Genomic DNA, 22,320 nt, shown 5'->3' on the forward strand with positions numbered 1-22,320 from the left:
CGTGTCCTTGTCGTACCCGCCGTGTCCTCTCTCGTGCACCGCCGCGCCTAGCTCTGCGCGTGGTTGCCGTGCCCTCGGTGCGAAGCCGATCTTCCCGCTTGCGGAAAATTTCCGGGCCGGCGTTGAACCCCCGGGCATCATCCGTTCGGAGGATGCTCTCCGGATCGGGGATCCTCACATATTTCTTCCTTAATTCGGCCATAAGAATGCCTGAAGAATATGGCGGCCAATGGCTTTCGCGACCTCGGACTCTTACCGTCTGGTAGCCAGCTCAGAAGGGGGCCGGAAACGGCGTCGGTCGATCTGTGAATGGTCGCTGACGATGAGCGCGAGACTACAGAAGAGGTATCACCCATGCGAAGGTCGTCTTACCGCCGGGCCGCTACCCGCCGGGGCCCCGACCGTCGTGTCATCGCCGCCGTGGCGGTCCTCGTCGCGTTCGGTGGTGTCATCGGCATCACCCAGATCTCGAACGCGGGCGAGACCCGGCTCGCGGCGTGCACACCCGCCGCCGGACAGCCGGCGCCCACGGGCACGAAGGCGGCGACCGACCCCCGGGTCGGCACCTACACGGACAAGGACGGCGACGTCCAGCACAAGGGCGACGGCCAGCTCGCCAAGGGCGAGCAGGCCCAGGCGCCGGTGCCGGCCGCGGAGTGCAAGGACGGCAACACCGTCAAGAAGACGGTCAACAACCTCGAGATCACCACCGACACCTGCGCGGACAGCCAGCTGCAGCCGCACGACGGCTTCCAGAAGGGCGACCGCTGCGTGTCGACCGAGTTCGGCGAGGTCGGCGAAGCGGCGAAGAACCCGACACTGCTGATCACCGAGTTCCCGGAGCGGGTCCGCGTCGGCCAGCCGTTCACCCTCAAGGTGAGCACCCGCAACCTGGTCCGCGACCGCTTCCTGGCGGCCGGTCAGGGCGGCTACTACGTGGAAAGCTCCGTACTCACCGCAGAGGGGCTGGTCCGCGGCCACTTCCACACCGCATGCCGGATGCTGGAGAGCACCTCCGCGGCGGTCGACCCGTCGCCGGTGCCGGCGTTCTTCGTGGCGACCGAGGACAAGCAGGGCGGCGCGCAGCCGGACACGGTGACGATCCAGGTCCCGGGCATGCCGCAGGCGGGTATCGCGCAGTGCGCCTCGTGGGCCGGTGACGGCTCGCACCGCGTACCGATGATGCAGCGCGCCAACCAGACCCCGGCGATCGACGCGGTCCGCCTCACCGTCGAGGGCGACGGCGGCAACGACAACGGCGGCAACGACAACGGCGGCGGCGACAACGGCGCTGGCGACGACAACGGCGCTGGCGACGACAACGGCGGCGACCAGGGCGGCGACGGTGGCCAGGATCAGCCGGCTCCCCCGGCCGACAACGGTGGCGACCAGGGCGACGGTCAGGGCGACGGCGACGGCCAGGGCGACGGTGCTGGGCAGGACGACAACGGCGGCGACCAGGGTGACGGCGCCGGGCAGGGCGACAACGGTGGCGACCAGGGTGACGGTGCAGGCCAGGGTGACGGGCAGAACGGTGGCGGCACGGCCGCTCCCGGCAGCCCGACGACGCCCGCCACGCCGAAGACCGACGCCGGTACCACGCCGCCGAAGGCACCGACCGTGACCATCCCGCCGAAGACCGGCACCGGCACCGGCGACGACGACGGCAAGGGCGAGGAGCAGCCCGCCACCGCGCCGAAGCCCGCCAAGACGGCCACCAAGCCGGCGGCGTCGCAGGACAAGGAAGAGGCCGAAGCGGAGAAGCCCCCGGCGCAGAACGCGGCGGGCCGCAACGCCACCCCGAAGCCGAGCAAGTCGACGCAGGCCGCGGAGGCCTCCGGCGACGAGGACACCGGGGCACCGGACGAGCCGGAGGCCACGGAGGAAACCGAGATCGCGAGCGACGTCCAGGCGAACACCGACAACCGGCTCGCCCTCACCGGCGCGAACGTCATGACGGTCGGCCTCGGTGGCGCGGTGCTGATCCTCGGCGGACTGCTGGCGCTGAGCGCCACCCGGCGGCGCCGCGCGGAGACGCACCGGGACTGACATCCGGAAGAAGAGCACGGACGAAACGGTCCGGGTCGTCGACGACGGCCCGGACCGTTCCACGGGTCCTTCCCCCTGCCGGTTTCCGCCGGACGGCGTGTCCGATGAGGACACGGGGGTGATAGATCTCGCTCGGCGCAGCGGGTAGGTTGCGCCCATGGAGGCCTTCGACCAGCTCGCCGAGCTCTACCAGGGCGAGCACAGCCACAACCCCCACCAGAACGCGCTCATCGAGAAGATCGAGTCCCTGGTGCCCGCGACCGCCGCGATCCTCGACCTGGGCTGCGGCACGGGCGTGCCCACCGCCAAGATCTTCACCGAGTCGGGGCACCGGGTCGTCGGCGTCGACATCGCCGAGGGAATGCTGCGGCTGGCCCGCGAGCAGGTCCCGGCGGCCGAGTTCGTCCGCGCCGACGTCAGGGACCTGCCCGACGACTTCGGCCCCTTCGGCGCCGTGACCGCGTTCTTCTCGCTGCTGATGCTCAGCCGCGCCGACATCGAGAGGACGCTGGGGCGCATCGCGGGCTGGCTGGAGCCGGGCGGCTACCTCGGGCTGGGCATGGTCAACCTGGACGCCGACAGCCTCCCCGTCGAGTTCATGGGCGTACCGGTCACCGTCTCCGGCTATCCGCAGGACGCCCTCGCCGCGCGCGTACGGGAGGCGGGCCTCGAGATCGTGAGCATCGAGACGGTCGACTTCACCCCGCCGAACGGCCCGCCGGAAAGCCAGATTTTCGCACTCGGCCGCCGCCCGAGCTGAGCGCCGCGCCACCCGGCACACCGACCCGCGGCCGGTAGTGAACCGTCCACCATCGCCGGGTGGCAGAATCCCCCATGTTCACCGGGCGGCGCAGCAGCGCAGCAGAACACGCCCACATCCGCTCCCGGTGCAGCAGCATCTCCTCCGGTTCAGACACTGCAGCACAACGGGACCGGTGCTGTGGGAGCCTGCGGCGCTACGCCATCGCCGGCGCGGCGTCGGGGCGGTGTCAGTCGTCGAAGTCGACGATGACCTTGGGTGACCGGGGCACCGACTGGCAGGTCAGGACGAAGCCCGCCTCGACCTCGCCCGGTTCCAGCGCGAAGTTACGCCGCATCTGCACGTCGCCCTCCACCACCCGGGCGCGGCAGGTGCCGCAGACGCCGCCCTTGCAGGCGAAGGGCAGGTCGGGGCGGGAGCGCTGGGCTCCTTCGAGGATGGTCTGCCCCTCGGGGATGCTGGCGGTCGTCGACCGGCCGTCGAGCACGACGGTGACGTCGCTGCTCGGGCCGGACGGCTCGCGCTCGGTGCGAAGCGGCTCGGGCGGCGCCTCGTCCACCCAGAACAGCTCGCGGTGGATCCGCTCCGGTGCCACACCGGCCTGGCCGAGCACCTCGGTCGCGTCGGTGACCATGCCGAACGGGCCGCACAGCCACCAGTGGTCCACGGCCGGTACGTCGATCAGGAGCGGCAGCAGCGTGCGCAGCTTGTCCGCGTCGAGCCGCCCGGTGAGCAGGTCGACCTCGCGCGCCTCCCGGGAGAGCAGGTGCACCAGCTCCAGCCGCGACGGGTAGAGGTCCTTCAGGTCGGCGAGCTCCTCGGCGAACATGACGGAATCCGCGCGCCGGTTGCCGTACAGGATGCTGATCTGGGCTTCCGGCCGCTGGAGCAGGGACGCGGCGATGGACAGCAGGGGCGTGATGCCGGAGCCGGCCGCGATGAGCACGTGCCGGCCGCCGGCGTCGAGGTCGGGCGTGAACGTTCCGGTCGGCGGCGCCACCTCGACCTCGTCCCCGACGCGCACCTCCCGCACCAGCCAGGAGGACACCACCCCGCCGGGCACCTCACGCACGCCGATCCGCGGCCGGGCTCCGGCGGGCGCGCAGATCGAATAGGTGCGGCGTTCGTCGGATCCGTTGCGGCCGTGCCGCACGGTCACCGACTGCCCGGGCCGGAACGCGTACCGTTCGGCAAGCTCGTCGGGCACGTCGAAGGTGACCGCGACGGCGTCGTCGCAGAGCCGTTCGACCGCGGCGACCCGCAACGGATGAAACTCGCGGACCACCACGTCAGATCTCCTTCACGTGCTCGAACGGCTCGCGGCAGGCCGGGCACCGCCGCAGTGACCGGCACGCGGTCGCACTGAACGCGGCGATCTCCTCGGTCTCCGCGGTGCCGCACCGGGGGCACGGGATGGACCGCCGGGTCGTCCCGAGCGTCAGCGGCACCGGACCGGCGGCCCGGCGCGGCGCCGGGCCGGGCGGCGAGATCCCGGCGGCGGCCAGCTTGGCGCGGCCGGCCTCGGTGATCCAGTCGGTGGTCCACGCCGGGGTCAGCACGGTACGCACCTCGACCCGCGGGAAGCCGGCCTCCCGCAACGCCCGGGTGAGGTCGTCGCGGATGGTCTGCATCGCCGGGCACCCCGAATACGTGGGCGTGATCGTGACGACCACCCCGTCGGACGTCTCCCGGACGTCACGCAGGATGCCCAGGTCGGCGAGGGTGAGCATGGGCAGCTCGGGATCGCCGACCTGCGCGGCGACCTCGGCGGCGGTCCGCACGCACGCACCCGTGCCGGTCACCAGGCACCTCCGGGCACCGCCCGGGCCAGCCCCTGCAGCTCGGCGAGGATCTCCGCCATGGCCGCGGTGTGCACGCCGTGGCGCCCGCCCGCGCCGGGAGCGGAGGAAACGCCGGCCGAGGCCGAGGCATCGTCCGCGGCCGGAGCGCCGCTGGCCGGCGCCGGGCGCAGGGTCGCGGCCTCGAGGACCTGCGCCCACACGGCGTCGAATTCCGGGCGCAGCGCCGTCGGATCCACGGCGACGCCCGCCGCCGCCAGGCTCAGCTCGGTCTCGTGGCGGGCGAACAGCTCGCCCGTCAGCGGTGTCACCGCGTCCATGGCCGCCTGCATGCGGTCGTGGGACACGGGGGTGCCGTCGCCCAGGCGGACCACCCACTGGGCCGCATAGTCGCGGTGGTAGGTGACCTCCTTGACGCCCTTGGCGGCGATCGCGGCGAGGACCGGGTCCGCCGAGGCGGTCAGCCGGTCGAGCAGCGCGAGGCGCCAGGTCGCGAAGGCGAGGAGCCGGGCGACCAGGTGCGCGAAGTCCGCGTCCGCCCGCTCGGCCAGCCGTACGTTGCGGAAGTCGGCCTCGTCGCGCAGGTAGGCGAGGGCGTCCTCGTCGCGGCCCGCTCCCTCGACCTCGGCGGCGCGGGAGAGCAGCAGACGCGCCTGGCCGAGCAGGTCGAGGCCGATGTTGGCGATCGCGAGCTCGTCCTCGAGCTCGGGCGCCCGGGTCACCCACTGCTGCAGCCGATGCGACATGATCAGCGCATCGTCGCCGAGCATCAGGCAGTACGCCGCCAGCTCGGCCCGGTCCACACCCGCCGGCACGGCGGTGTCGACCCCGGCGAGCGGATCGGTGAATCCGGTGCCGTACGCCCACCGCGCATCGTCGTCGTGGTCGGTCAGCGCCTCGTAGGCGGCGTCGAAGGACATGGTGATCGCCTTAGATGTGCGGTACGGAGTCGGGGATCGCGTAGTACGTCGGGTGGCGGTACATCTTGTCGCCGCTCGGCGCGAAGAACGCGTCCTTGTCGCCGGGGCCGGAGGCGGCCACGTCGTCGGAACGCACCACCCAGATGCTCACGCCCTCGTTGCGCCGGGTGTACAGGTCCCGTGCGTGGTGCAGGGCCATCTGGTGGTCGGCGGCACGCAGCGAACCGACGTGCACGTGGTTGAGGCCGCGCTTGGCCCGGACGAACACCTCGAACAGCGGCCACTCGTGCTTGACCTCGTCGCTCATGCCGCCACTCCCGCCTTCTTCGCCGCGTGCGCCGCGGCTGCCTCGCGCACCCAGGCGCCGTCCTCGTCGGCCCGGCGACGGTGGGCGATCCGCTGGGCGTTGCACGGCCCGTCGCCGGAGATCACCCGCTTCAGCTCGGCCCAGTCCGGGGTGCCGAAGTCGTAGTGGCCGCGGTCGGCGTTCCACCTCAGCTCCGGGTCCGGCAGCGTGACGCCCAGCGCCTCCGCCTGCGGCACGCTCATGTCGACGAAGCGCTGCCGCAGCTCGTCGTTGCTGTGCCGCTTGATCTTCCACGCCATGGACTGCGCCGAGTTCGGCGACTGGTCGTCGGGCGGGCCGAACATCATCAGCGACGGCCACCACCACCGGTTCACCGCGTCCTGCACCATCTCGCGCTGCTGCGGCGTGCCGCCCATCATCGTCATCAGCAGCTCGTAACCCTGCCGCTGATGGAACGACTCCTCCTTGCAGATGCGGATCATGGCGCGCCCGTACGGCCCGTACGAGCTACGGCACAACGGCACCTGGTTGCAGATGGCGGCGCCGTCCACGAGCCACCCGATGACACCGACGTCGGCGAACGACAGAGTCGGATAGTTGAAGATGGACGAGTACTTCTGCCGGCCCTCGATGAGCCGCCGGGTCAGGTCACCGCGATCGGCGCCGAGCGTCTCGGCCGCCGAGTACAGGTAGAGCCCGTGTCCGGCCTCGTCCTGCACCTTGGCCAGCAGGATCGCCTTGCGCCGCAGTGACGGCGCCCGCGTGATCCACTCGCCCTCGGGCTGCATGCCGATGATCTCGGAGTGCGCGTGCTGGGCGATCTGGCGGATCATCGTCTTGCGGTAGCCGTCCGGCATCCAGTCGCGCGGCTCGACCCGCTGATCCTTCGCGATGGTGTCGGCAAAGACCTGCTCGCCGTTCATCGGCCCTCCCCAGACGATCCGGATGCCCACTCGTAGAAGCCCTGCCCGCTCTTGCGGCCCAGCTCGCCGCGGGCCACCTTCTCGCGCAGCAGCCGGGGCGGCGCGAACCGGTCGCCCAGCTCGCGGTGCAGGTGCTCGGCGATGGCCAGGCGCACGTCGAGCCCGACGAGGTCGGTGGAGCGCAGCGGTCCCATGGGATGCCGGTAGCCGAGCTCCATCGCCCGGTCGATCGACGCCGCGTCGGCCACCCCCTCCTCGAGCATGCGGATCGCCTCCAGCCCGAGCAGCACGCCGAGGCGGCTGGTGGCGAAGCCGGGCGAGTCGCGCACGACGATCGCGGTCTTGCCCAGCGCCGCCGCCCACGAGGATGCGGCGTCCCGGACCGCGTCGGTGGTCTGCGGGCCCACGACGATCTCGACGAGGTCGCTGGCCGGTACGGGGTTGAAGAAGTGCATGCCGACGAAGCGCTCGGGCCGCCGCAGTCCCTCGGCGAGGCCGGCGATCGACAGGGAGCTCGTGTTGGTGGCGAGGACGGCCCCGTCGCCGACCAGCGCCTCGGCCGCCGTGAGCACGCCGGCCTTCAGCCGCGCGTCCTCGGGCACGGCCTCGACCACCAGCTCGGCATCGGCGGGCAGCTCGCCGGCCAGCTCGATCCGCTCCAGGACGGCGGAAGGCTCCTCGCCGAGCTTGCCGCGCTCGGCCGCGCGGCGCAGCCCGGTGGCGACCCGCTCGCGGGCGGCGACCGCCGCGGTCTCGTCCCGCTCCACGACGGTCACGACCGCCCCGGCGGCCGCGAAGACCTGGGCGATGCCCGCACCCATGCGGCCACCGCCGACGACCCCGACCCGCTTCGGCACGCCCATCGCCGCTCCCCCGCCCGTCATCGCCGCTCCCCCGCCAGGAAGGCGTCCATGCGGGAGCGCTTGTCCTCGGACTCGAAGAGGATGGCCTGCGCCAGGTCGTCGGTGACCGGGTGCCCGCCCGGCGCGTCGGCGACGAGCTTGGTGAGCCGCAGCGCGAGCGGCCCGGAACGCGCCATCCGGTCGAGCATGGCGTGCGCGCGCTTGAGCAGCTCACCCGCCGGCACCACCTCGGCGACCAGCCCGAGCCGGTACGCGTCGTCGGCGTCGAGGCGCCGGCCCGCGAGCAGCACCTGCTTGGCCACGGAGGCGCCGACCAGCTCGCGCAGGCGCCAGCAGGCGCCCGCGGCGGCGAGGATGCCCAGCCCCGGCTCGGGGTTGCCGAACACCGCGCCGGACGAGGCGATGCGCAGGTCACATGCGTACGCAAGCTCGGCGCCGCCGCCGAGCGCGTACCCGTCGACCGCGGCGACCGTGGGCAGCGGCAGCCGCGCGATGCGGTCGAAGAGGCGGCTGTTGATGCCCTGCAGCGCCTGCTCGCGGCCACGCTCGCGCAGCTCGGCGATGTCGGCTCCGGCGGCGAAGGTGCCGCCGTCGCCGGTGAGCAGCAGCAGCCGCGGCCGTTGCTCGAGCAGGGAGCAGACATCGTGCAGCTCGCGGACCATGGCGGCGTTGATCGCGTTGCGCGCCTCCGGGCGGTGCAGCGTGACGACGATCCGGTCGTCGCGCTCCTCGATGCGCAGGGTCTCGGCCATCAGACCCGCTCCACCAGCATCGACACGCCCTGCCCGACCCCGACGCAGAGGGTCGCGAGGCCGCGCCGGGCGTCCTCCCGCTCCATGCGGCCGAGCAGCGTGACGGCGAGGCGGGCGCCCGAGCAGCCGAGCGGGTGGCCGAGCGCGATCGCGCCGCCGTCGGCGTTGACCCGCTCGTCGTCCAGCTTGAGCCGGCGGACGACCGCCAGCGACTGGACGGCGAACGCCTCGTTGAGCTCGACGGCGTCCAGGTCGCCGACGCTCCAGCCGGCCCGGGCCAGCGCCTTCTCCGTGGCCGGCACGGGGCCGAGGCCCATGACGTGCGGCGCCACGCCCGCGCTGGCCGAGACGACGATGCGGGCACGCGGCGTCAGACCGTACCGCTCGACGGCCTCGCCGCTGGCGACCACGATGGCGGCGGCGCCGTCCGAGAGCTGTGACGAGGACCCCGCGGTGACCACGCCGTCCTTGCGGAAGACCGGCCTGAGCGCGGCGAGGCGCTCCAGGGTCGTGCCGCGACGCGGGCCCTCGTCCTTGGTGACCTCGCCGTCCTTGACCGCGACGGGGACGATCTCCGCGTCGAAGCGGCCCGCGTCGATCGCGGCGAGAGCTCGCTCGTGGCTGCGCAGTGCGAAGGCGTCGCTGTCCGAGCGGGTGATGCCGTCGAGAGCGGCGACCTCCTCGGCGGTCTCGCCCATGGACAGCGTCTGCTGCGCGCTGAACGCCGGGTTGGTGAAGCGCCAGCCGAGCGAGGTGTCGGCCACCTCGCCGGGCTTCGCCCACGGGGTGCCGGGCTTGGCCATCACCCACGGCGCCCGGGTCATCGACTCGACGCCGCCCGCGACCACGAGGTCGGCCTCGCCGCTGCGGATCGCGCGGGACGCCGAGACGATCGCGGTCAGCCCGCTGGCGCACAGCCGGTTGACGGTGTAGCCGGGCAGGGTCTCGGGCAGACCCGCGAGCAGCACCGCCATGCGCGCGACGTTGCGGTTGTCCTCCCCGGCCTGGTTGGCCGCGCCGAGCACGACCTCGTCGATCGCCTCGGCCGGCGCGCCGGCGCGGCGCACGGCCTCCCCGACGACCAGGGCGGCGAGGTCGTCGGGACGCACGCCGGAGAGCGCGCCGCCGTACTTGCCCTGGGGCGTGCGGACGCCGCCGACGAGAAACGCCTCAGGCATCGTTCTGCTCGCTGATGTGGTGCCGCGACTGCAGGGTGAAGAAGCGCCCGGTCACGAAGGCGGCATCGCTCAGCGACGCCGTGGCGGCCGGGTTGGCGGCGGTGCCGTGCAGGTCGCTGAATGCCGCGGTCTGGTTGACGAAGACGCCACCCAGGAGGTTCTGCGACAGGTGCACGCCGGCGTCGAGCGCGGCCTCGCGGGCCGCGGCGAGCACCTCCGCGGACGTCGAGTAGACGGAGGCGGTGAGGGCACCGTGGTCGCGCACCGTCTCGGTGAACAGGCGCAGGCTGTGCTCGGTCGACTCGGTGGTGATCACGAAGGAGATCGGCCCGAACCACTCCCGGGTGTACGCCTTCTCGTCGGAGGCGTCCAGGCGGGCGATCAGCGGCGTGCGGATGGTCGCGTCCGGGAACTGCTCGTCGGCGACCTCGGTGGAGGGGTGCACGACGCCGGGCAGCGAGCCGGCCTCGGCCAGGCGGGCCAGCACGCCCTCGTTGACGATCGCGCCCAGCGTGCCGGCGGCGCGCTTCGGGTCGCCGAGCAGCTTGCCGACCGCGGCGCCGAGATCGGCGGCGAACTCGTCGGGGCTGCGGTGCCCGGCGTCGGTCTCGATGCCGCCCGCGGGCACGAGCAGGTTCTGCGGGGTGGTGCACATCTGGCCGCTGTAGAGCGAGAGCGAGAACGCCAGGTTGCGCAGCATCGCCTTGTAGTCGTCGGTGGAGTCGACGATGACCGTGTTGAGGCCCGCCTTCTCGGTGTAGACCACGGCCTGGCGGGCGTTGGCCTCGAGCCAGTTGCCGAACTCGCTGGAGCCGGTGAAGTCGACGATGCGCACGTCGCGGTGCGTCGCCAGGGTGGCGGCGATGCCCTCGCCCGGCTCCTCCACGGCGAGCGTGACCACGTTGGGGTCCTGACCGGCCTCGACGAGCACCTCGCGGGCGATCTGCACCGTGATGGCCAGCGGCAGCACGGCGCCGGGGTGCGGCTTGACGATCACCGGGTTGCCGGTGACGAGGCTCGCGAACAGGCCCGGGTAGCCGTTCCAGGTCGGGAAGGTGTTGCACCCGATCATCAGCGAGACGCCACGCCCGACCACGGTGCTGGTCTTCTCCAGGCGCAGCGGGTCGCCGCCGCGCTGCGGCTTGGACCACGTGCTGGTGCCGGGGATCCGGGTGGACTCGGCCAGCGCGACCGCGATGGCCTCCAGCGCACGGTCCTGCGCGTGGGCACCGCCGGCCTGGAACGCCATGACGAACGCCTGCCCGGAGGTGTGCTGCACGGCATGCGCCATCTCGAAGATGCGCGCGTTGATCCGGCGGAGGATCTCGGCGGCGATCCCGGCGCGCCCGTGCGGGCCCACCGCCCGCCAGCCGGGCAGCGCCGCGCGGGCCGCGGCGATCAGCTCGCCCGGGTCACCCTTGGGATAGCGGATGCCCAGCTCGATGCCGTAGGGCGAGCGCTCGGTCGCGACGTGCGTGGTCGCGCCGGGCACCTCGACCGGGAAGTCCTTGCCGAGCAGAGCCTGGAACGCCCGCTCACCGTCGGCGGCCGCGGTCTCGCCGTAGATCGACTTGCTCGGCGACTCGGGATAGGCCGACCAGTAGTCGCGAGCGCCGGCGGCCTCGATCGCCTTGTCGAGCAGCTCACGGTGCGTCTCGTAGAACTCGGCGGGGGTTGTCACCGGCGCTCCTTTGCGGTTGGGTGTGCTTATTATCTACCGTCCGTTCGGTCGGTAATCAAGCCCTCAGCCGTGATCGGGGGGACGGATGGCACAGACGGCGGCGCACGACATGTTCGGGCGTGACAAGGCTTCGCAGGCACTCGGGATCGAGCTCGTTTCCGCAGGTGACGGCGCTGCGGTCGTACGGATGAAGGTCACCGCCGCGATGGTGAACGGCCACGGCATGACCCACGGCGGGTTCGTCTTCCTGCTGGCCGACACCGCCTTCGCCTGCGCGTGTAACAGCCTAGGCCCGGTCACCGTCTCCGCGGGGGCCGACGTGGCGTTCCTGCGGCCGACGGGCGAGGGCGACGTGCTGGAGGCACGGGCGCAGGAACGGGCCACCAGCGGGCGCAGCGGCATCTACGACGTCACGGTGACCCGCGACGGCGACGTGGTCGCCGAGTTCCGCGGGCGCAGCCGCGTGATCAGCCCGGGACGGCCGCAATGAACCCCGAGGAGACCTTCGGGCTGCTCATCGAGCAGGAGATCCGCGCCCGGCGGGGACGTCCCGGCCACGACCTCGAGGCGGTGCTGACGGCGGCCGTCCAGCTCTTCAACGAGCGCGGCTACGACGCGACGAGCATGGACGACCTCGCTAAAAGACTCAGAATCACCAAATCAAGCATCTATCACCACGTACGCGGTAAGCAGGAGCTGCTACGGCTCGCCGTCGACCACGCCCTGGACGGGCTCGACGAGGCGATGGCGCAGGTGCTGCGCATGCACGAGGCGACCGCTCTGGACCGCCTCGAGTCGCTGATCCGGCTCAGCGTGCAGGTGCTGGCGCAGCGCCTGCCCTACGTCACCCTGCTCCTGCGCGTCCGCGGCAACTCGGACGTCGAGACGGAGGCTCTGCGCCGCCGCCGGCTCTTCGATCACCAGGTGACCGCGCTGGTCAAGCAGGCCCAGGCGGAGGGGACGGTCCGCGCCGACGTCGATCCCGCCACCGCCTCCCGCCTGCTCTTCGGCATGGTCAACTCGCTCATCGAGTGGTACAGCCCCGACCGCGGCGGTGCGGACGAGATGGCCGCCACCGTCACCGCGCTCGCCTTCGACGGGCTGCGCACGAGGCAGTGAGGCTCCGTTAGGAGAGACACGATGCCGGATCGCTCCGCTCGCCCCGAGGACCTCGAACCCATCGAACGCGCCTCCGTCGACGAGCTGCGGGAACTCCAGCTGGAGCGCCTGCAATGGTCGGTGCGGCACGCCTACGAGAACGTGCCGCCCTACCGCGGCATGTGCGAGGAGCTCCAGGTGCATCCCGGGGATCTGCGCCAGCTGAGTGACCTGGCGAGGTTTCCGCTCACCGACAAGGAGGTCCTGCGGACCACGTATCCCTACGGCATGTTCGCCGTCGCGCGCGAGCGCGTCTCGCGGCTGCACGCGTCGTCGGGAACGACCGGCCGGCCCACGGTGGTCGGCTACACCCGCGACGACATCACGACCTGGGCGCGCCTGATGGCGCGATCCATCAGGGCGGCAGGGGGACGGCCGGGCGACCGGGTGCACGTCGCCTACGGCTACGGGTTGTTCACGGGCGGGCTCGGCGCGCACTACGGCGCGGAGGAGCTCGGCTGCACGGTGGTCCCCGTCTCCGGCGGTATGACCGAGCGCCAGGTCATGCTGATCAGAGATCTCGAGCCCGACGTCATCATGGTGACGCCCAGCTACATGCTCGCCATCGTGGACGAGATGCGCCGCCAGGGAGTGGACCCGCGGAGCACGTCGCTGGCGGTCGGCATCTTCGGCGCCGAGCCGTGGACCGAGGAGCTGCGGACGGAGATCGAGGAGCAGGTCGACATCCACGCGGTCGACATCTACGGGCTCTCGGAGGTGATGGGCCCCGGCGTGGCGACGGAATGCGTGGAGACCAAGGACGGCCTGCACGTCTGGGAGGACCACTTCTATCCGGAGATCACCGATCCGCGGACCGGGGAGGTGCTGCCCGACGGCGAGATGGGCGAGCTGGTCCTCACGTCGCTCACCAAGCAGGCCATGCCGGTCATCCGCTACCGCACCCGGGACCTGACCCGGCTGCTGCCCGGCACCGCACGCCCGATGCGCCGCATCGAGAAGATCACCGGCCGCACCGACGACATGATCATCCTGCGGGGCGTCAACCTCTTCCCCACCCAGATCGAAGAGCTCATTCTGCGTACGCCGCCGCTCGCCCCGCATTTCCAGTGCGTCCTGAGCCGCACCGACCGCCTCGACGCGATGACCGTCCGGGTGGAGCGCCGTCCCGAGACGGGTCCGCAGGCGGCGGCGCAGGCGGGCGCGGAGCTGGCGGCACTGGTGAAGAACACGATCGGGGTCAGCGTGGCGGTCGAGGTGATCGATCCGGACGGCGTGGAGCGGTCCGCGGGCAAGATGCGGCGCATCGTGGACCAGCGGCGGGCGGACTGACTCACGGCCGAGGCTGGTTCGGGGCACCTGACCGCAACGCTCGGCCGGCCGGTAAGGGGCGTCGGTCGGCTCTGCGCCGGGGCAAATGGTCGCTCGTGAGACCGGACGGATGGCCGGTACAGCCTCATCCGGCCGGTCGCCGACCGAGGCGTCAGCTCGCTGCACCCGCGGGCAGCCCGTACTCTGCAGCGGTGTTGACCAGGGTTTTCGCGGCGATCGTCCGGTGGCGGCGGCCGTTCTTGGCCGGCGTGCTCATGCTCGCCGTGGGACTCGGTGCGGCCTCGGAGAGCCACCGGGCGGGGTCGTCCATGCCCGCCGTGCTGATTCTGGTGACGCTCGTCGGGGCGGCGATCGGGCTTTCCGTGGCCTCGTTGCGGTACCGCCCCGCCATCCTCACCGTGTCGCGGGACGGGGGCACCTTCCTCGCGCCGGTCGGCGCATCGAACATTCTGCAGGGCGCTGCCTTCGTTATTCTCGGCGGGGCCACGGTGATCGGCAAGATCCGCGGCATCGTCGACCACGGGTCGTCGTGGCCTGTCGACGGCGTCCTGGCCGCGATGTGCATCCTCCAGGTGGCAGTGGGCTGGCACCTGAGCCGGGACAGGTTCGGGGTTCGCCTCCGACCCGACGGTGTGTTCGACCGCCAGCCGTTGGGTTCACGCTTCATTCCGTGGGATGCCTTCGTTCCCGCGTTTCCGGTTTCCCCGGACGGCCGGGGCGGCCTCGCCGCCTACTACCTGCGGCCCGACCTCGTGCGGTGCCGAGGGATCTTCTTCGGTCGTGAGACCCTGGCGGCCACCGTCGACCCGGCGTTCCTCACGCGGGTCATCCACGAGTACGTGAACCATCCCGAGCGCCGGGCCGCCATCGGGAGCGCAGCGGAGCTGCGCCGGATCACCGCAGGCACCGGACACTGAGACAGGCCCGCAGGTGCCGCGAGGCGACCGCGGAGTCAGTGGCGCCAGGCCGCCGCGGGATGCCGGGCAGATCGCCGAGGCTCACAGGTTTCTGACATTGCGTCTCTACGGTCTGCGGGCACATGCACATCCGCTCGCCGGAGGGACCCGTCATGGCTCGTAGCCGACGCCTACGCATCGGTGCCGCTGTCTTCTCGCTCGCCGCCCTTGCCGCCAGCAGCCTGATGACGAACCGATTTCTGACCGCCGACGCGGCCACCGACCAGAAGCGCCCGGGGCACGTGCTCGCGGCCGTCGCCGTGGCCGAGTACCACCTGGGCGACAAGGCGTTCACCGACGAACCCGACTGGCCGGGGTACTCCGAGATGAGGGCCGTCGTCCACTACCCCCGCCGGTTCCCCAGGGAGAAGATGCCCCTGATCGTGCTGCTGCACGGCCAGAACAGTCCTTGCTACGTCCCGGACCACGGCCCGTCGGGATGGCCGTGCCCGCCAGGGGTGAAGCCGTATCCCAGCTTCCGCGGATACGACTACCTCGGCAAGGCGCTGGCGCAGGACGGATTCGTCGTCGTCTCGCTCAGCGCGAACGGCATCAACCATTTCATGGGAGTCGCCACGCAACGCGCCAAGCTCATCGCCGAGCATCTCGGCCTGTGGCAGAGGCTGACCTCCTCCGGGACCGGACCCCTGGCCGGGAAGCTCATCGATGCGGTCACCGGCAGGCCGGCCGGTGCCGACTTCCGCGGCCGGGTGGACATGACGCGGGTCGGGCTGATGGGGCACTCGGTCGGCGGCCAGGCCGTCATGTTCGCGGCCGGCGACGACCGCCGCGGCGAGGTTCCGGCCGGGGTGCGGATCCGGGGCGTGGTGACCCTCGCCTCCGCCGGCGGCCGGAGCCCGGACGACGAATCGCGGGTGACCAGGACCTCGTTCGCGGTCGTCTCCTCGGAATGCTGGCGGGAGGGCGACCGGGAGTTCTTCGACAACGCCCGTGGCCGGACCAGGCTGCCGACGTTCCTCGTCCGGGTCGCGCGGGCCAACCACAACTTCTTCAACACCGCCTGGACCACCGGACCGGGCTCGGTCGACGGCGACGACACCGGTTGCCCGGGTACGCCCGACCGGCCGACCGCCGCGCAGCAGCAGGACTTCGCCGTCGCCTACCTCACGGCCTACTACCGGCTGGCCCTCAAGGACGACAGGAGCGGCATGCCGGTCCTCACCGGCGCCCGCGGAGTCCCCGGCGTGGACACCACCGTGGACCGGCTGCCGTAGCGCCCCGCACCTACGCGGCCAAGCCGGCGGGTTCACGACGGAGCGCAGCCCCGACGGCCCGCGGTGGTCGGGTCGAGTGCGATCTTCACGGAGCCATCTCGTACAGGGCCGGGCGCGGCATCAGCGTCACGGCGACCCGGTCCCCGCCGCGCAGGGCCGCGACGCCCGCGTCCGAGACCACCGCCGCGGCGTAGCCGTCCCAGGCGCTCGGGCCCACCGGCGGGCCGCCCGCGGCGCTCGAGTCGATCCATTCCTGCAGCTCCACGTCGTACGCGCGGAGGAACCGTTGCCGCCAGTCCGCCGGCACCGGCGTGGCGACCTGGCCGCCGCCGCGCACCGTCACCGGGCTGAGCTCGCCGAGCGCCGCGGTGCCGTCCTCGCCGACGACCTCGCCGCGGATGTCGTAGCCGTAGCGGATGTTGACCGAGATCTCGACGTCGACGATCGCGCCGCCCTGCAGCTCCAGCAGGAACAGCAGCGGGTCCTGCAGGCCGCCGCCGTTGCGGCTCCTGCGGGGCACGAGGACGCGGACCGCCGCGATCTCCTCGCCGAACATCCAGCGCACCATGTCGATCTCGTGCACCGCCGTGTCCGTGATGGCGCTCTCCTTCTCGTAGTAGGCGGGCACGCCCGGGTTGCGGTGGGCGCAGTGCATCATCAGCGGCGTACCGATCCGGCCGCTGTCGACCACGGCCTTCAGCGCGCGGTACGCGGCGTCGTACCGTCGCATGTAGCCGACCTGGACCAGCCGGCGACCGTGCGCGACCTCGGCCGCGACGATGCGCCGGCAGGCCCGCTCGGTGGTGGCCAGCGGCTTCTCGCAGAACACCGGCTTACCGGCCGCGATGGCGGCGAGGACGTACTGCTCGTGGGTGGGTCCCCAGGAGCAGACGACGACCGCGTCGACGCCGGGGTCGGCGATCAGGTCCTCGCCGCTGCCGTGCACGACCGCGCCCGGCAGCGCGTCGGCGACCCGCTTGGCGGTGTCCACGTCCACGTCGGTGACGGCGGTGACCTCGACCCCCGCCAGGACCGTGGTCATCCGCCGGATGTGGTCCTGCCCGATCATCCCCGTGCCGACGACTCCTACCTTCAGCATCATCGCCCCAGTTCGTGGGAGAGCTCGGCGAGTTCGTCGCCGCCGGCCATCTGGGCGGTCAGCTCGTCGAGGCCGACCTCTTCGCGGGTCTTGTCGAGCACGGTGGCGCCGAGCTTGAGAATGACGAAGTGGTCGCCGACCAGGTATGCGTGGTGCGGGTTGTGGGTGATGAAGACGACCCCCAGGCGGGCGTCGCGGGCGGCGGCGACGTACTTGAGCACGACGCCGGACTGCTTGACGCCCAGCGCGGCCGTCGGCTCGTCGAGGATCAGGACGCGGGCGCCGAAGTAGACCGCGCGGGCGATGGCCACGCACTGCCGCTGGCCGCCGGAGAGGGTGCCGATCGGCTGGTCGATGTCGTTGACGACGATGCCCATCTTGCGCAGTTCCTCGTCGGCGATCCGCTTCATGTCGCGGATCTTGAGTCCGGCCAGCGGGAACCGGCCGGCTCTGAGCTCGGAGCCGAGGAAGAAGTTGCGCCAGACCTCCATGAGCGGGACCACGGCGAGGTCCTGGTAGACGGTCGCGATGCCGTGGTCGAGGGCCTCGCGCGGGGACGAGAAGGTCAGCTCCCGGCCGTCGACCCGCAGCGTGCCCTCGTTGTGCGGGTGCAGCCCCGACATGATCTTGATCAGCGTGGACTTCCCGGCGCCGTTGTCGCCCAGCACGCAGGTGACCTCGCCGGCGTTGACCCGCAGGCCGATGCCGCGCAGGGCCCGGATCGCACCGTACGACTTGCCGACGCCGCTCATCTCGATGAGCGGCTCGCCCTTCTGCAGTCCGCTGTCGGCGTGGTGCGCGAGGGTGTCGGTCATGGCTCAGCCCACCTTCCGGGAGGTCGACATGCGCTTGACGTAGAGGTTGACGAGCACGGCGAGCAGCAGCATGACGCCGAGGAAGGCCCGGAACCAGTTCGGGTCCCAGCCGGCGTAGACGATGCCGAGGCTGGTCATGCCGAAGATGAAGGCGCCGATGGCGACGCCGGTCGCGTTGCCGAAGCCGCCGGTGAGCAGCGTGCCGCCGACGACCGCGGCGATGATGTAGAGGAACTCGTTGCCGACGCCGTTGCCGGCCTGCAGGGTGTTGAACCGGTAGAGCGTGTGCATGCCGACGAACCAGCCGAGGAACGACACGGCCATGAACAGGCCGATCTTCGTCTTGACCACCGGTACCCCGACCGCGCGGGCGCTGTCCGGGGCGCCGCCGACCGCGAAGGTCCAGTTGCCGATGTGGGTCCGCTGCAGGATCCAGGCGGCGAGCGCGACGAAGAGGGCCCACCAGATCACCGTGATCCAGACGGTGACCGGGCCGATCTTGAAGCTGGACGCGAAGATCGTGTTCAGCGAACCGAACCCGTCGATCCGGCTGATGTCGGGGCTCGAGACAGACCCGGTGACCAGCTTGGTGAGGCCGAGGTTGGCGCCCTGCAGGACGAAGAAGGTGCCCAGCGTGATGAGGAAGCTCGGGATGCCGGTCTTCATCACCAGGTAGCCGTTGAGGAACCCGACGACCAGGCAGAAGGCGAGCGAGAGCAGCGCGCCGACCCACAGGTTGACCCCGAAGTACCAGCAGAACATGGAGTTGGCCAGGCCCGCCGTGGTGGTGATGACGCCCGCGGAGAGGTCGAACTCGCCACCGATCATGAGCATGCCGACGCCGACGGCGACGATGCCGATCGTCGAGGACTGGTAGAGCACGGTGAAGAAGGACTCGGCGGACCGGAATGCCGGGGCCATGGCGAGGAAGAAGACGAAGATGAGTACGGCGGCGACCAGGGCGCCCACCTCGGGACGGGCGAGCAGCCGCTGGGACGGGCTCCGGGTTGTTCGCGACGGCACTGTCACGGGTGGCGCCGCCTGGACGCTGTGGCTCATGGAGGGGACTCCGTTCGATTTCCCGCGGAGGCCGCCGCGGCAGCCTCCGCGCGTCGCGTCAGCGCGTGTTGTTCTTCGTGAAGGGCAGGATGGTGGCGATGTTGTTCCTGTCGACGAAGGACGGCCCGGTGAGTACGGGCTTTCCGCCGCCGATGTCGTTGCCGTTCTTCAGGTAGAGGTACAGCGACGTCACGGCCAGGTAGCCCTGCACGTACGGCTGCTGGTCGATGGAGAATTCGACCTTGCCGTCCTGGATGTTCTGGGCGATCTCGGCGTTGAGGTCGAAGGTGACAAGCTTCGCCTTGCTGCCGGAGGCGTCCTTCGCCTTGATGGCGTCCTGCGCGATCTGCGCGCCCAGGGTCACGATGGAGTCGATGGACTTGTCCTGCGACAGCTTCGCCTGCAGGGTGGACACGACCGACGCGTCGTCGGCGCCGTTGACCTGGATGTTCTCCGTGCCCGGCACCGCGCTCCCGACGCCGGCGCAGCGGGCCTCGAGGGCCACCGAGCCGGCCTGGTGGATGACGCAGAGCGGGTGCTTGGCGCCGGCCTCGGCGAGGCGCCGGCCCGCGGACCGTCCCGCCACGGACTCGTCGGAGCCGAAGTACATCAGCGCGCCGAGCTGCTGGTATTGATCGATGCCGGAGTTCAGGCCGACCACCGGGATCTTCGCGTCGGTGGCCGCCTTCACCGCCCCGGCCAGCGCGTTCGGCGTGACGAGCGTGGTGGCGATCCCGCTGACCTTGGAGTCCACCGCGTTCTGGATGAGGACGGCCTGCTTGTCGGCGGCCGGGTCGTTGGAGTACTTGAGGGTGACGCCCTGGTCCTTGGCCGCCTGGGTGGCACCGGCCTTGATCTTGTCCCAGAAGGTGTCGCCCGGCGTCTCGTGCGTGACGAACGCGATCGTGTAGCCGGAGCTGCCCGGTGCGTTGCCACCGCCGCCCGTCGTGTCGTCGGTCTGCTCCCGGCCGCCGCCGCTGCACGCGGTGGCCCCGAGGGTCACCACCGCCACGAGGGCTGTCAGGTATCGGCGCGTCTTCATCGGTTCGCCCTTTCCTCGAAGGTGGACACGGAGTTCAGGTAGGCACGGGTACGGGTGGCGACCGGCAGGGGCACGTCGAAGTCGACGGGGTACATTTCCTGCTCGACGACCAGGAACAGCTCGGCGTCGAGCTCGGCGAGCGCGGTCAGCACGGACGGGATGTCGGGGACGCCGGCCGGCGGCTCGACGCTCGCCCCCTGTGCCACGGCCTGGCCGAACGGCAGGTCCTCGGCGGCGGCGCGGGCGGCGACCGCCGGGTCCATCTGCTTGACGTGGACGTAACCGATCCGCTCCGGGTACTTGCGGACGAGCGCGGGCACGTCGGCCTGCCGGTAGGCGAGGTGGCCGGTGTCGAGGCACAGCGACACCCACCGCGGGTCGGTGTCGGCGAGGAACCGCTCGGTCTGCTCCTGGGTCTCGACGTGGTAGTCGGCGTGCGGGTGGAACCGCATCGCGAGGCCGTACTCCTCGGCGAGCATCCGGCCGAGGGTGTTGCTGTTGTCCACCAGGGCGCGCCAGCGTTCCGGGCTCAGCTCGGCGGGCTCGCGGTAGGCGCCGGTCGCGTCGTCGCGGTAGCCGGGCACCGGGACGAAGATCAGGTTCTCGGCGCCCAGGGCACGGGTCAGCTCCGCCACCCTGCGGGTCTCGGCGACCACGTCGGCGAAGTCCTTGTGCGGCCCGCCGACGCCGGCCACGGTGCCGCCGGCACAGCAGAGGTCGCGCCGGTCCAGCTCGTCGCGCAGCCGGGCCGGGTCGGTCGGCAGATATCCGTACGGGCCCAGCTCCAGCCAGCGGTAGCCGGCCCCGGACAGCTCGTCGAGGAACCGCTGCCAGGGCGTCTGCCGTACGTCGTCGGCGAACCAGACGCCCCACGAGTCGGGGCAGCTGCCGAGCCGCAGGTGACGGGTCGAGGTGGTCATGGCTCTGCCCTTCAGCTCGACGTGGGGAAATGCAGGGAGGCGCCGTGCGGGGCCTCGACGTGCGGCCAGCGGGAGGTGACGACCTTGCCGCGGGTGTAGAACGAGACGCCCTCGGGACCGTGGATGTGCTGGTCGCCGAAGAGCGAGTCCTTCCAGCCGCCGAACGAGTAGTAGGCCATCGGCACCGGGATCGGGACGTTGACGCCGATCATGCCGACGTGCACCCCCCGCTGGAACCGGCGCGCGGCCTCGCCGCTGGCGGTGAAGATGGCGGTGCCGTTGCCGTACGGGTTGGCGTTGATGAGGGCGATGGCGTCCTCGGCGCGGTCGGCGCGCACGACCGAGAGCACCGGCCCGAAGATCTCCTCGGTGTAGACGTCCATCGAGGTGTCGACCCGGTCGAGGACCGTCGGGCCGACGAAGAAGCCCTCCTCGAAGCCGGTCACGCGGTGGCCCCGTCCGTCGACGAGCACCTTGGCGCCCTGCCGCTCACCCGCGCCGATGAGGCCCTCGATGCGGTCGCGCGCCGCGGCCGTCACGACCGGGCCCATGTCGCTTCGCGGGTCGCGGCCGGAGCCGACCACGACGTCGTGGGCCCTGCGGGTCAGGATGTCGGTCAGCGGGTCCCCCGCGCCGCCGACGGCGACCGCGGCGGAGATGGCCATGCAGCGCTCGCCGGCCGAGCCGAACGCGGCGGCGGTGAGGTGGCTGGCGGCGTACTCCAGGTCGGCGTCGGGCAGGACCACCGCGTGGTTCTTGGCGCCGCCGAGGGCCTGGACCCGCTTGCCGGACGCCGAGGCCCGCCGGTGGATGGAGCGGGCGATCGGCGTCGAGCCGACGAACGACACGGCGGCCACGCCCGGATGGTCCAGGAGCGCGTCGACCGTCACCTTGTCGCCGTGCACGACGTTGAAGACGCCGTCCGGCAGGCCGGCCCGCCGCCACAGGTCCGCCACGAAGTTCGCCGCGGAGGGGTCGCGCTCGCTGGGCTTGAGCACGAAGGTGTTGCCACAGGCGATGGCGACCGGGTACATCCACATCGGCACCATGGCCGGGAAGTTGAACGGGGTGATCCCGGCACAGACGCCGAGCGGCTCACGGAAGCTGAACACGTCGACGCCGGTGGAGGCCTGGTCGGAGTAGTCGCCCTTGAGCAGGTGCGGGATGCCGCAGGCGAACTCCACGACCTCCAGGCCGCGCCGCACCTCACCCGCCGCGTCGCTGAGCACCTTGCCGTGCTCGTCCGAGATGATCTCGGCCAGCGGGGCGACGTGCGCGTTCAGCAGCTCGCGGAAGTTGAACACGATCTTCGTGCGGGCGCTCAGCGAGGCCTGGCTCCAGGAGGCGAACGCCTCCGTCGCGGCCGCCACCGCCGCGTCGACGTCGGCCGGTCCGGCCAGCACCACCTCGTGCCGGCGCTGCCCGGTCGCGGGGTTGAAGACCGCGCCGCGGCGGGTGGCGGCGCCGGCGGTGAACCGGCCGCCGATCCAGTGCTCGATGGTGGACAAGTCGCG

23 protein-coding genes are annotated in these 22,320 nt (G+C 71.7%); 7 read left to right on the forward strand and 16 right to left on the reverse strand.

The features are described from left to right. The first annotated feature begins 354 nt into the window (after nt 1-354). Together IEY99_RS34285 and IEY99_RS17070 are read left to right on the forward strand one after the other, a co-directional pair. Entirely contained in the window at nt 355-2,049 is a 1,695-nt protein-coding gene (locus IEY99_RS34285; protein WP_229798823.1) for a hypothetical protein, read from the forward strand. 157 nt (nt 2,050-2,206) lie between these two features. Next, nucleotides 2,207-2,809: a class I SAM-dependent methyltransferase gene (locus IEY99_RS17070; protein WP_189204304.1), complete on the forward strand. Its 603-nt coding sequence runs from the start codon at nt 2,207-2,209 to the stop codon at nt 2,807-2,809. 229 nt (nt 2,810-3,038) lie between these two features. Here the strand turns inward: IEY99_RS17070 and paaE are convergent, their stop codons facing one another. From paaE to paaN, 9 genes are read right to left on the reverse strand one after another with little or no spacing between them, the layout of a single operon-like run. Beyond that, nucleotides 3,039-4,097 (reverse strand): 1,2-phenylacetyl-CoA epoxidase subunit PaaE, encoded by a 1,059-nt coding sequence (gene paaE / locus IEY99_RS17075; RefSeq protein ID WP_189204306.1) that lies wholly within the window; start codon nt 4,095-4,097, stop codon nt 3,039-3,041. A 1-nt stretch (nt 4,098) separates the two neighbouring features. After that, the gene (gene paaD / locus IEY99_RS17080; RefSeq protein ID WP_189204843.1) at nt 4,099-4,590 is read right to left on the reverse strand and encodes a 1,2-phenylacetyl-CoA epoxidase subunit PaaD; all 492 of its coding nucleotides are present in this window, start codon (nt 4,588-4,590) and stop codon (nt 4,099-4,101) included. A gap of 17 nt (nt 4,591-4,607) precedes the next feature. Next, nucleotides 4,608-5,528, reverse strand: coding sequence for a 1,2-phenylacetyl-CoA epoxidase subunit PaaC (gene paaC / locus IEY99_RS17085; protein ID WP_189204308.1), 921 nt, complete (start codon nt 5,526-5,528; stop codon nt 4,608-4,610). 10 nt (nt 5,529-5,538) lie between these two features. Then, nucleotides 5,539-5,835, reverse strand: a complete 297-nt coding sequence (gene paaB / locus IEY99_RS17090) for a 1,2-phenylacetyl-CoA epoxidase subunit PaaB (protein WP_189204310.1) — start codon at nt 5,833-5,835, stop codon at nt 5,539-5,541. Continuing rightward, nucleotides 5,832-6,758, reverse strand: coding sequence for a 1,2-phenylacetyl-CoA epoxidase subunit PaaA (gene paaA / locus IEY99_RS17095; RefSeq protein ID WP_189204313.1), 927 nt, complete (start codon nt 6,756-6,758; stop codon nt 5,832-5,834). Before paaA ends, paaB begins: the two co-directional genes overlap by 4 nt. Then, entirely contained in the window at nt 6,755-7,642 is an 888-nt protein-coding gene (locus IEY99_RS17100; RefSeq protein WP_229798825.1) for a 3-hydroxyacyl-CoA dehydrogenase family protein, read from the reverse strand. Before IEY99_RS17100 ends, paaA begins: the two co-directional genes overlap by 4 nt. Further along, entirely contained in the window at nt 7,639-8,373 is a 735-nt protein-coding gene (locus IEY99_RS17105) for an enoyl-CoA hydratase/isomerase family protein (protein ID WP_189204315.1), read from the reverse strand. The genes IEY99_RS17100 and IEY99_RS17105 overlap by 4 nt, the downstream gene beginning before the upstream one ends. Continuing rightward, entirely contained in the window at nt 8,373-9,551 is a 1,179-nt protein-coding gene (locus tag IEY99_RS17110) for a thiolase family protein (protein WP_189204317.1), read from the reverse strand. Before IEY99_RS17110 ends, IEY99_RS17105 begins: the two co-directional genes overlap by 1 nt. Beyond that, nucleotides 9,544-11,232 carry a phenylacetic acid degradation protein PaaN gene (gene paaN, locus IEY99_RS17115; RefSeq protein WP_189204319.1) on the reverse strand — a complete coding sequence of 563 codons (1,689 nt, stop codon included), beginning with the start codon at nt 11,230-11,232 and terminating at the stop codon, nt 9,544-9,546. Before paaN ends, IEY99_RS17110 begins: the two co-directional genes overlap by 8 nt. Nucleotides 11,233-11,317: 85 nt before the next feature. Here paaN and paaI point away from each other — a divergent pair, with 85 nt between their 5' ends. The 3 genes from paaI to paaK are packed head-to-tail and all read left to right on the forward strand — an operon-like array spanning nt 11,318 to nt 13,680. Continuing rightward, entirely contained in the window at nt 11,318-11,722 is a 405-nt protein-coding gene (gene paaI, locus IEY99_RS17120; RefSeq protein WP_229798826.1) for a hydroxyphenylacetyl-CoA thioesterase PaaI, read from the forward strand. Further along, nucleotides 11,719-12,351: a TetR/AcrR family transcriptional regulator gene (locus tag IEY99_RS17125; RefSeq protein ID WP_189204322.1), complete on the forward strand. Its 633-nt coding sequence runs from the start codon at nt 11,719-11,721 to the stop codon at nt 12,349-12,351. Before paaI ends, IEY99_RS17125 begins: the two co-directional genes overlap by 4 nt. Nucleotides 12,352-12,372: 21 nt before the next feature. Then, nucleotides 12,373-13,680 carry a phenylacetate--CoA ligase PaaK gene (gene paaK / locus IEY99_RS17130; RefSeq protein WP_189204324.1) on the forward strand — a complete coding sequence of 436 codons (1,308 nt, stop codon included), beginning with the start codon at nt 12,373-12,375 and terminating at the stop codon, nt 13,678-13,680. A 151-nt stretch (nt 13,681-13,831) separates the two neighbouring features. Here the strand turns inward: paaK and IEY99_RS17135 are convergent, their stop codons facing one another. Beyond that, nucleotides 13,832-13,990, reverse strand: a complete 159-nt coding sequence (locus tag IEY99_RS17135) for a hypothetical protein (RefSeq protein ID WP_189204326.1) — start codon at nt 13,988-13,990, stop codon at nt 13,832-13,834. Between the two features lie 7 nt (nt 13,991-13,997). Between IEY99_RS17135 and IEY99_RS17140 the strand changes: the two genes are divergently transcribed. Both IEY99_RS17140 and IEY99_RS17145 read left to right on the forward strand, forming a co-directional pair. Next, complete coding sequence (locus IEY99_RS17140; RefSeq protein WP_229798828.1) at nt 13,998-14,597, forward strand: hypothetical protein; 600 nt, start codon at nt 13,998-14,000, stop codon at nt 14,595-14,597. A gap of 152 nt (nt 14,598-14,749) precedes the next feature. Continuing rightward, nucleotides 14,750-15,871 (forward strand): alpha/beta hydrolase, encoded by a 1,122-nt coding sequence (locus tag IEY99_RS17145; protein WP_189204330.1) that lies wholly within the window; start codon nt 14,750-14,752, stop codon nt 15,869-15,871. A gap of 85 nt (nt 15,872-15,956) precedes the next feature. On the opposite strand, the gene IEY99_RS17150 is transcribed toward IEY99_RS17145, so the two are convergent. From IEY99_RS17150 to IEY99_RS17175, 6 genes are read right to left on the reverse strand one after another with little or no spacing between them, the layout of a single operon-like run. Further along, nucleotides 15,957-16,973, reverse strand: coding sequence for a Gfo/Idh/MocA family oxidoreductase (locus IEY99_RS17150; RefSeq protein ID WP_189204332.1), 1,017 nt, complete (start codon nt 16,971-16,973; stop codon nt 15,957-15,959). Further along, complete coding sequence (locus IEY99_RS17155; RefSeq protein ID WP_189204334.1) at nt 16,970-17,785, reverse strand: ATP-binding cassette domain-containing protein; 816 nt, start codon at nt 17,783-17,785, stop codon at nt 16,970-16,972. The genes IEY99_RS17150 and IEY99_RS17155 overlap by 4 nt, the downstream gene beginning before the upstream one ends. Nucleotides 17,786-17,788: 3 nt before the next feature. Beyond that, entirely contained in the window at nt 17,789-18,844 is a 1,056-nt protein-coding gene (locus IEY99_RS17160; protein WP_189204335.1) for an ABC transporter permease, read from the reverse strand. A 58-nt stretch (nt 18,845-18,902) separates the two neighbouring features. Next, entirely contained in the window at nt 18,903-19,886 is a 984-nt protein-coding gene (locus IEY99_RS17165; protein WP_189204337.1) for a substrate-binding domain-containing protein, read from the reverse strand. Beyond that, on the reverse strand, nt 19,883-20,806 hold the full coding sequence (locus IEY99_RS17170; protein WP_189204339.1) for a sugar phosphate isomerase/epimerase family protein: 924 nt from the start codon (nt 20,804-20,806) through the stop codon (nt 19,883-19,885). Before IEY99_RS17170 ends, IEY99_RS17165 begins: the two co-directional genes overlap by 4 nt. 11 nt (nt 20,807-20,817) lie before the next feature. Then, nucleotides 20,818-22,314 (reverse strand): CoA-acylating methylmalonate-semialdehyde dehydrogenase, encoded by a 1,497-nt coding sequence (locus IEY99_RS17175; RefSeq protein ID WP_189204341.1) that lies wholly within the window; start codon nt 22,312-22,314, stop codon nt 20,818-20,820. Nucleotides 22,315-22,320: the final 6 nt, after the last annotated feature.

Origin of the sequence: Couchioplanes azureus, from assembly GCF_014648355.1 — a bacterium.
GTDB classification, from domain to species: Bacteria; Actinomycetota; Actinomycetes; order Mycobacteriales; family Micromonosporaceae; genus Actinoplanes; species Actinoplanes azureus.

Bases quoted from the DNA above. Each gene is read 5' to 3' on its own strand.
- IEY99_RS34285 (WP_229798823.1), top strand. From the start codon at position 355: ATGCGAAGGTCGTCTTACCGCCGGGCCGCTACCCGCCGGGGCCCCGAC.
- IEY99_RS17070 (WP_189204304.1), top strand. From the start codon at position 2,207: ATGGAGGCCTTCGACCAGCTCGCCGAGCTCTACCAGGGCGAGCACAGC.
- paaC (WP_189204308.1), bottom strand. From the start codon at position 5,528: ATGTCCTTCGACGCCGCCTACGAGGCGCTGACCGACCACGACGACGAT.
- paaB (WP_189204310.1), bottom strand. From the start codon at position 5,835: ATGAGCGACGAGGTCAAGCACGAGTGGCCGCTGTTCGAGGTGTTCGTC.
- paaA (WP_189204313.1), bottom strand. From the start codon at position 6,758: ATGAACGGCGAGCAGGTCTTTGCCGACACCATCGCGAAGGATCAGCGG.
- IEY99_RS17100 (WP_229798825.1), bottom strand. From the start codon at position 7,642: ATGACGGGCGGGGGAGCGGCGATGGGCGTGCCGAAGCGGGTCGGGGTC.
- IEY99_RS17105 (WP_189204315.1), bottom strand. From the start codon at position 8,373: ATGGCCGAGACCCTGCGCATCGAGGAGCGCGACGACCGGATCGTCGTC.
- IEY99_RS17110 (WP_189204317.1), bottom strand. From the start codon at position 9,551: ATGCCTGAGGCGTTTCTCGTCGGCGGCGTCCGCACGCCCCAGGGCAAG.
- paaI (WP_229798826.1), top strand. From the start codon at position 11,318: ATGGCACAGACGGCGGCGCACGACATGTTCGGGCGTGACAAGGCTTCG.
- IEY99_RS17125 (WP_189204322.1), top strand. From the start codon at position 11,719: ATGAACCCCGAGGAGACCTTCGGGCTGCTCATCGAGCAGGAGATCCGC.
- paaK (WP_189204324.1), top strand. From the start codon at position 12,373: ATGCCGGATCGCTCCGCTCGCCCCGAGGACCTCGAACCCATCGAACGC.
- IEY99_RS17135 (WP_189204326.1), bottom strand. From the start codon at position 13,990: ATGGACGACCCCGCCCGGTGGCTCTCCGAGGCCGCACCGAGTCCCACG.
- IEY99_RS17145 (WP_189204330.1), top strand. From the start codon at position 14,750: ATGGCTCGTAGCCGACGCCTACGCATCGGTGCCGCTGTCTTCTCGCTC.
- IEY99_RS17150 (WP_189204332.1), bottom strand. From the start codon at position 16,973: ATGATGCTGAAGGTAGGAGTCGTCGGCACGGGGATGATCGGGCAGGAC.
- IEY99_RS17155 (WP_189204334.1), bottom strand. From the start codon at position 17,785: ATGACCGACACCCTCGCGCACCACGCCGACAGCGGACTGCAGAAGGGC.
- IEY99_RS17160 (WP_189204335.1), bottom strand. From the start codon at position 18,844: ATGAGCCACAGCGTCCAGGCGGCGCCACCCGTGACAGTGCCGTCGCGA.
- IEY99_RS17165 (WP_189204337.1), bottom strand. From the start codon at position 19,886: ATGAAGACGCGCCGATACCTGACAGCCCTCGTGGCGGTGGTGACCCTC.
- IEY99_RS17170 (WP_189204339.1), bottom strand. From the start codon at position 20,806: ATGACCACCTCGACCCGTCACCTGCGGCTCGGCAGCTGCCCCGACTCG.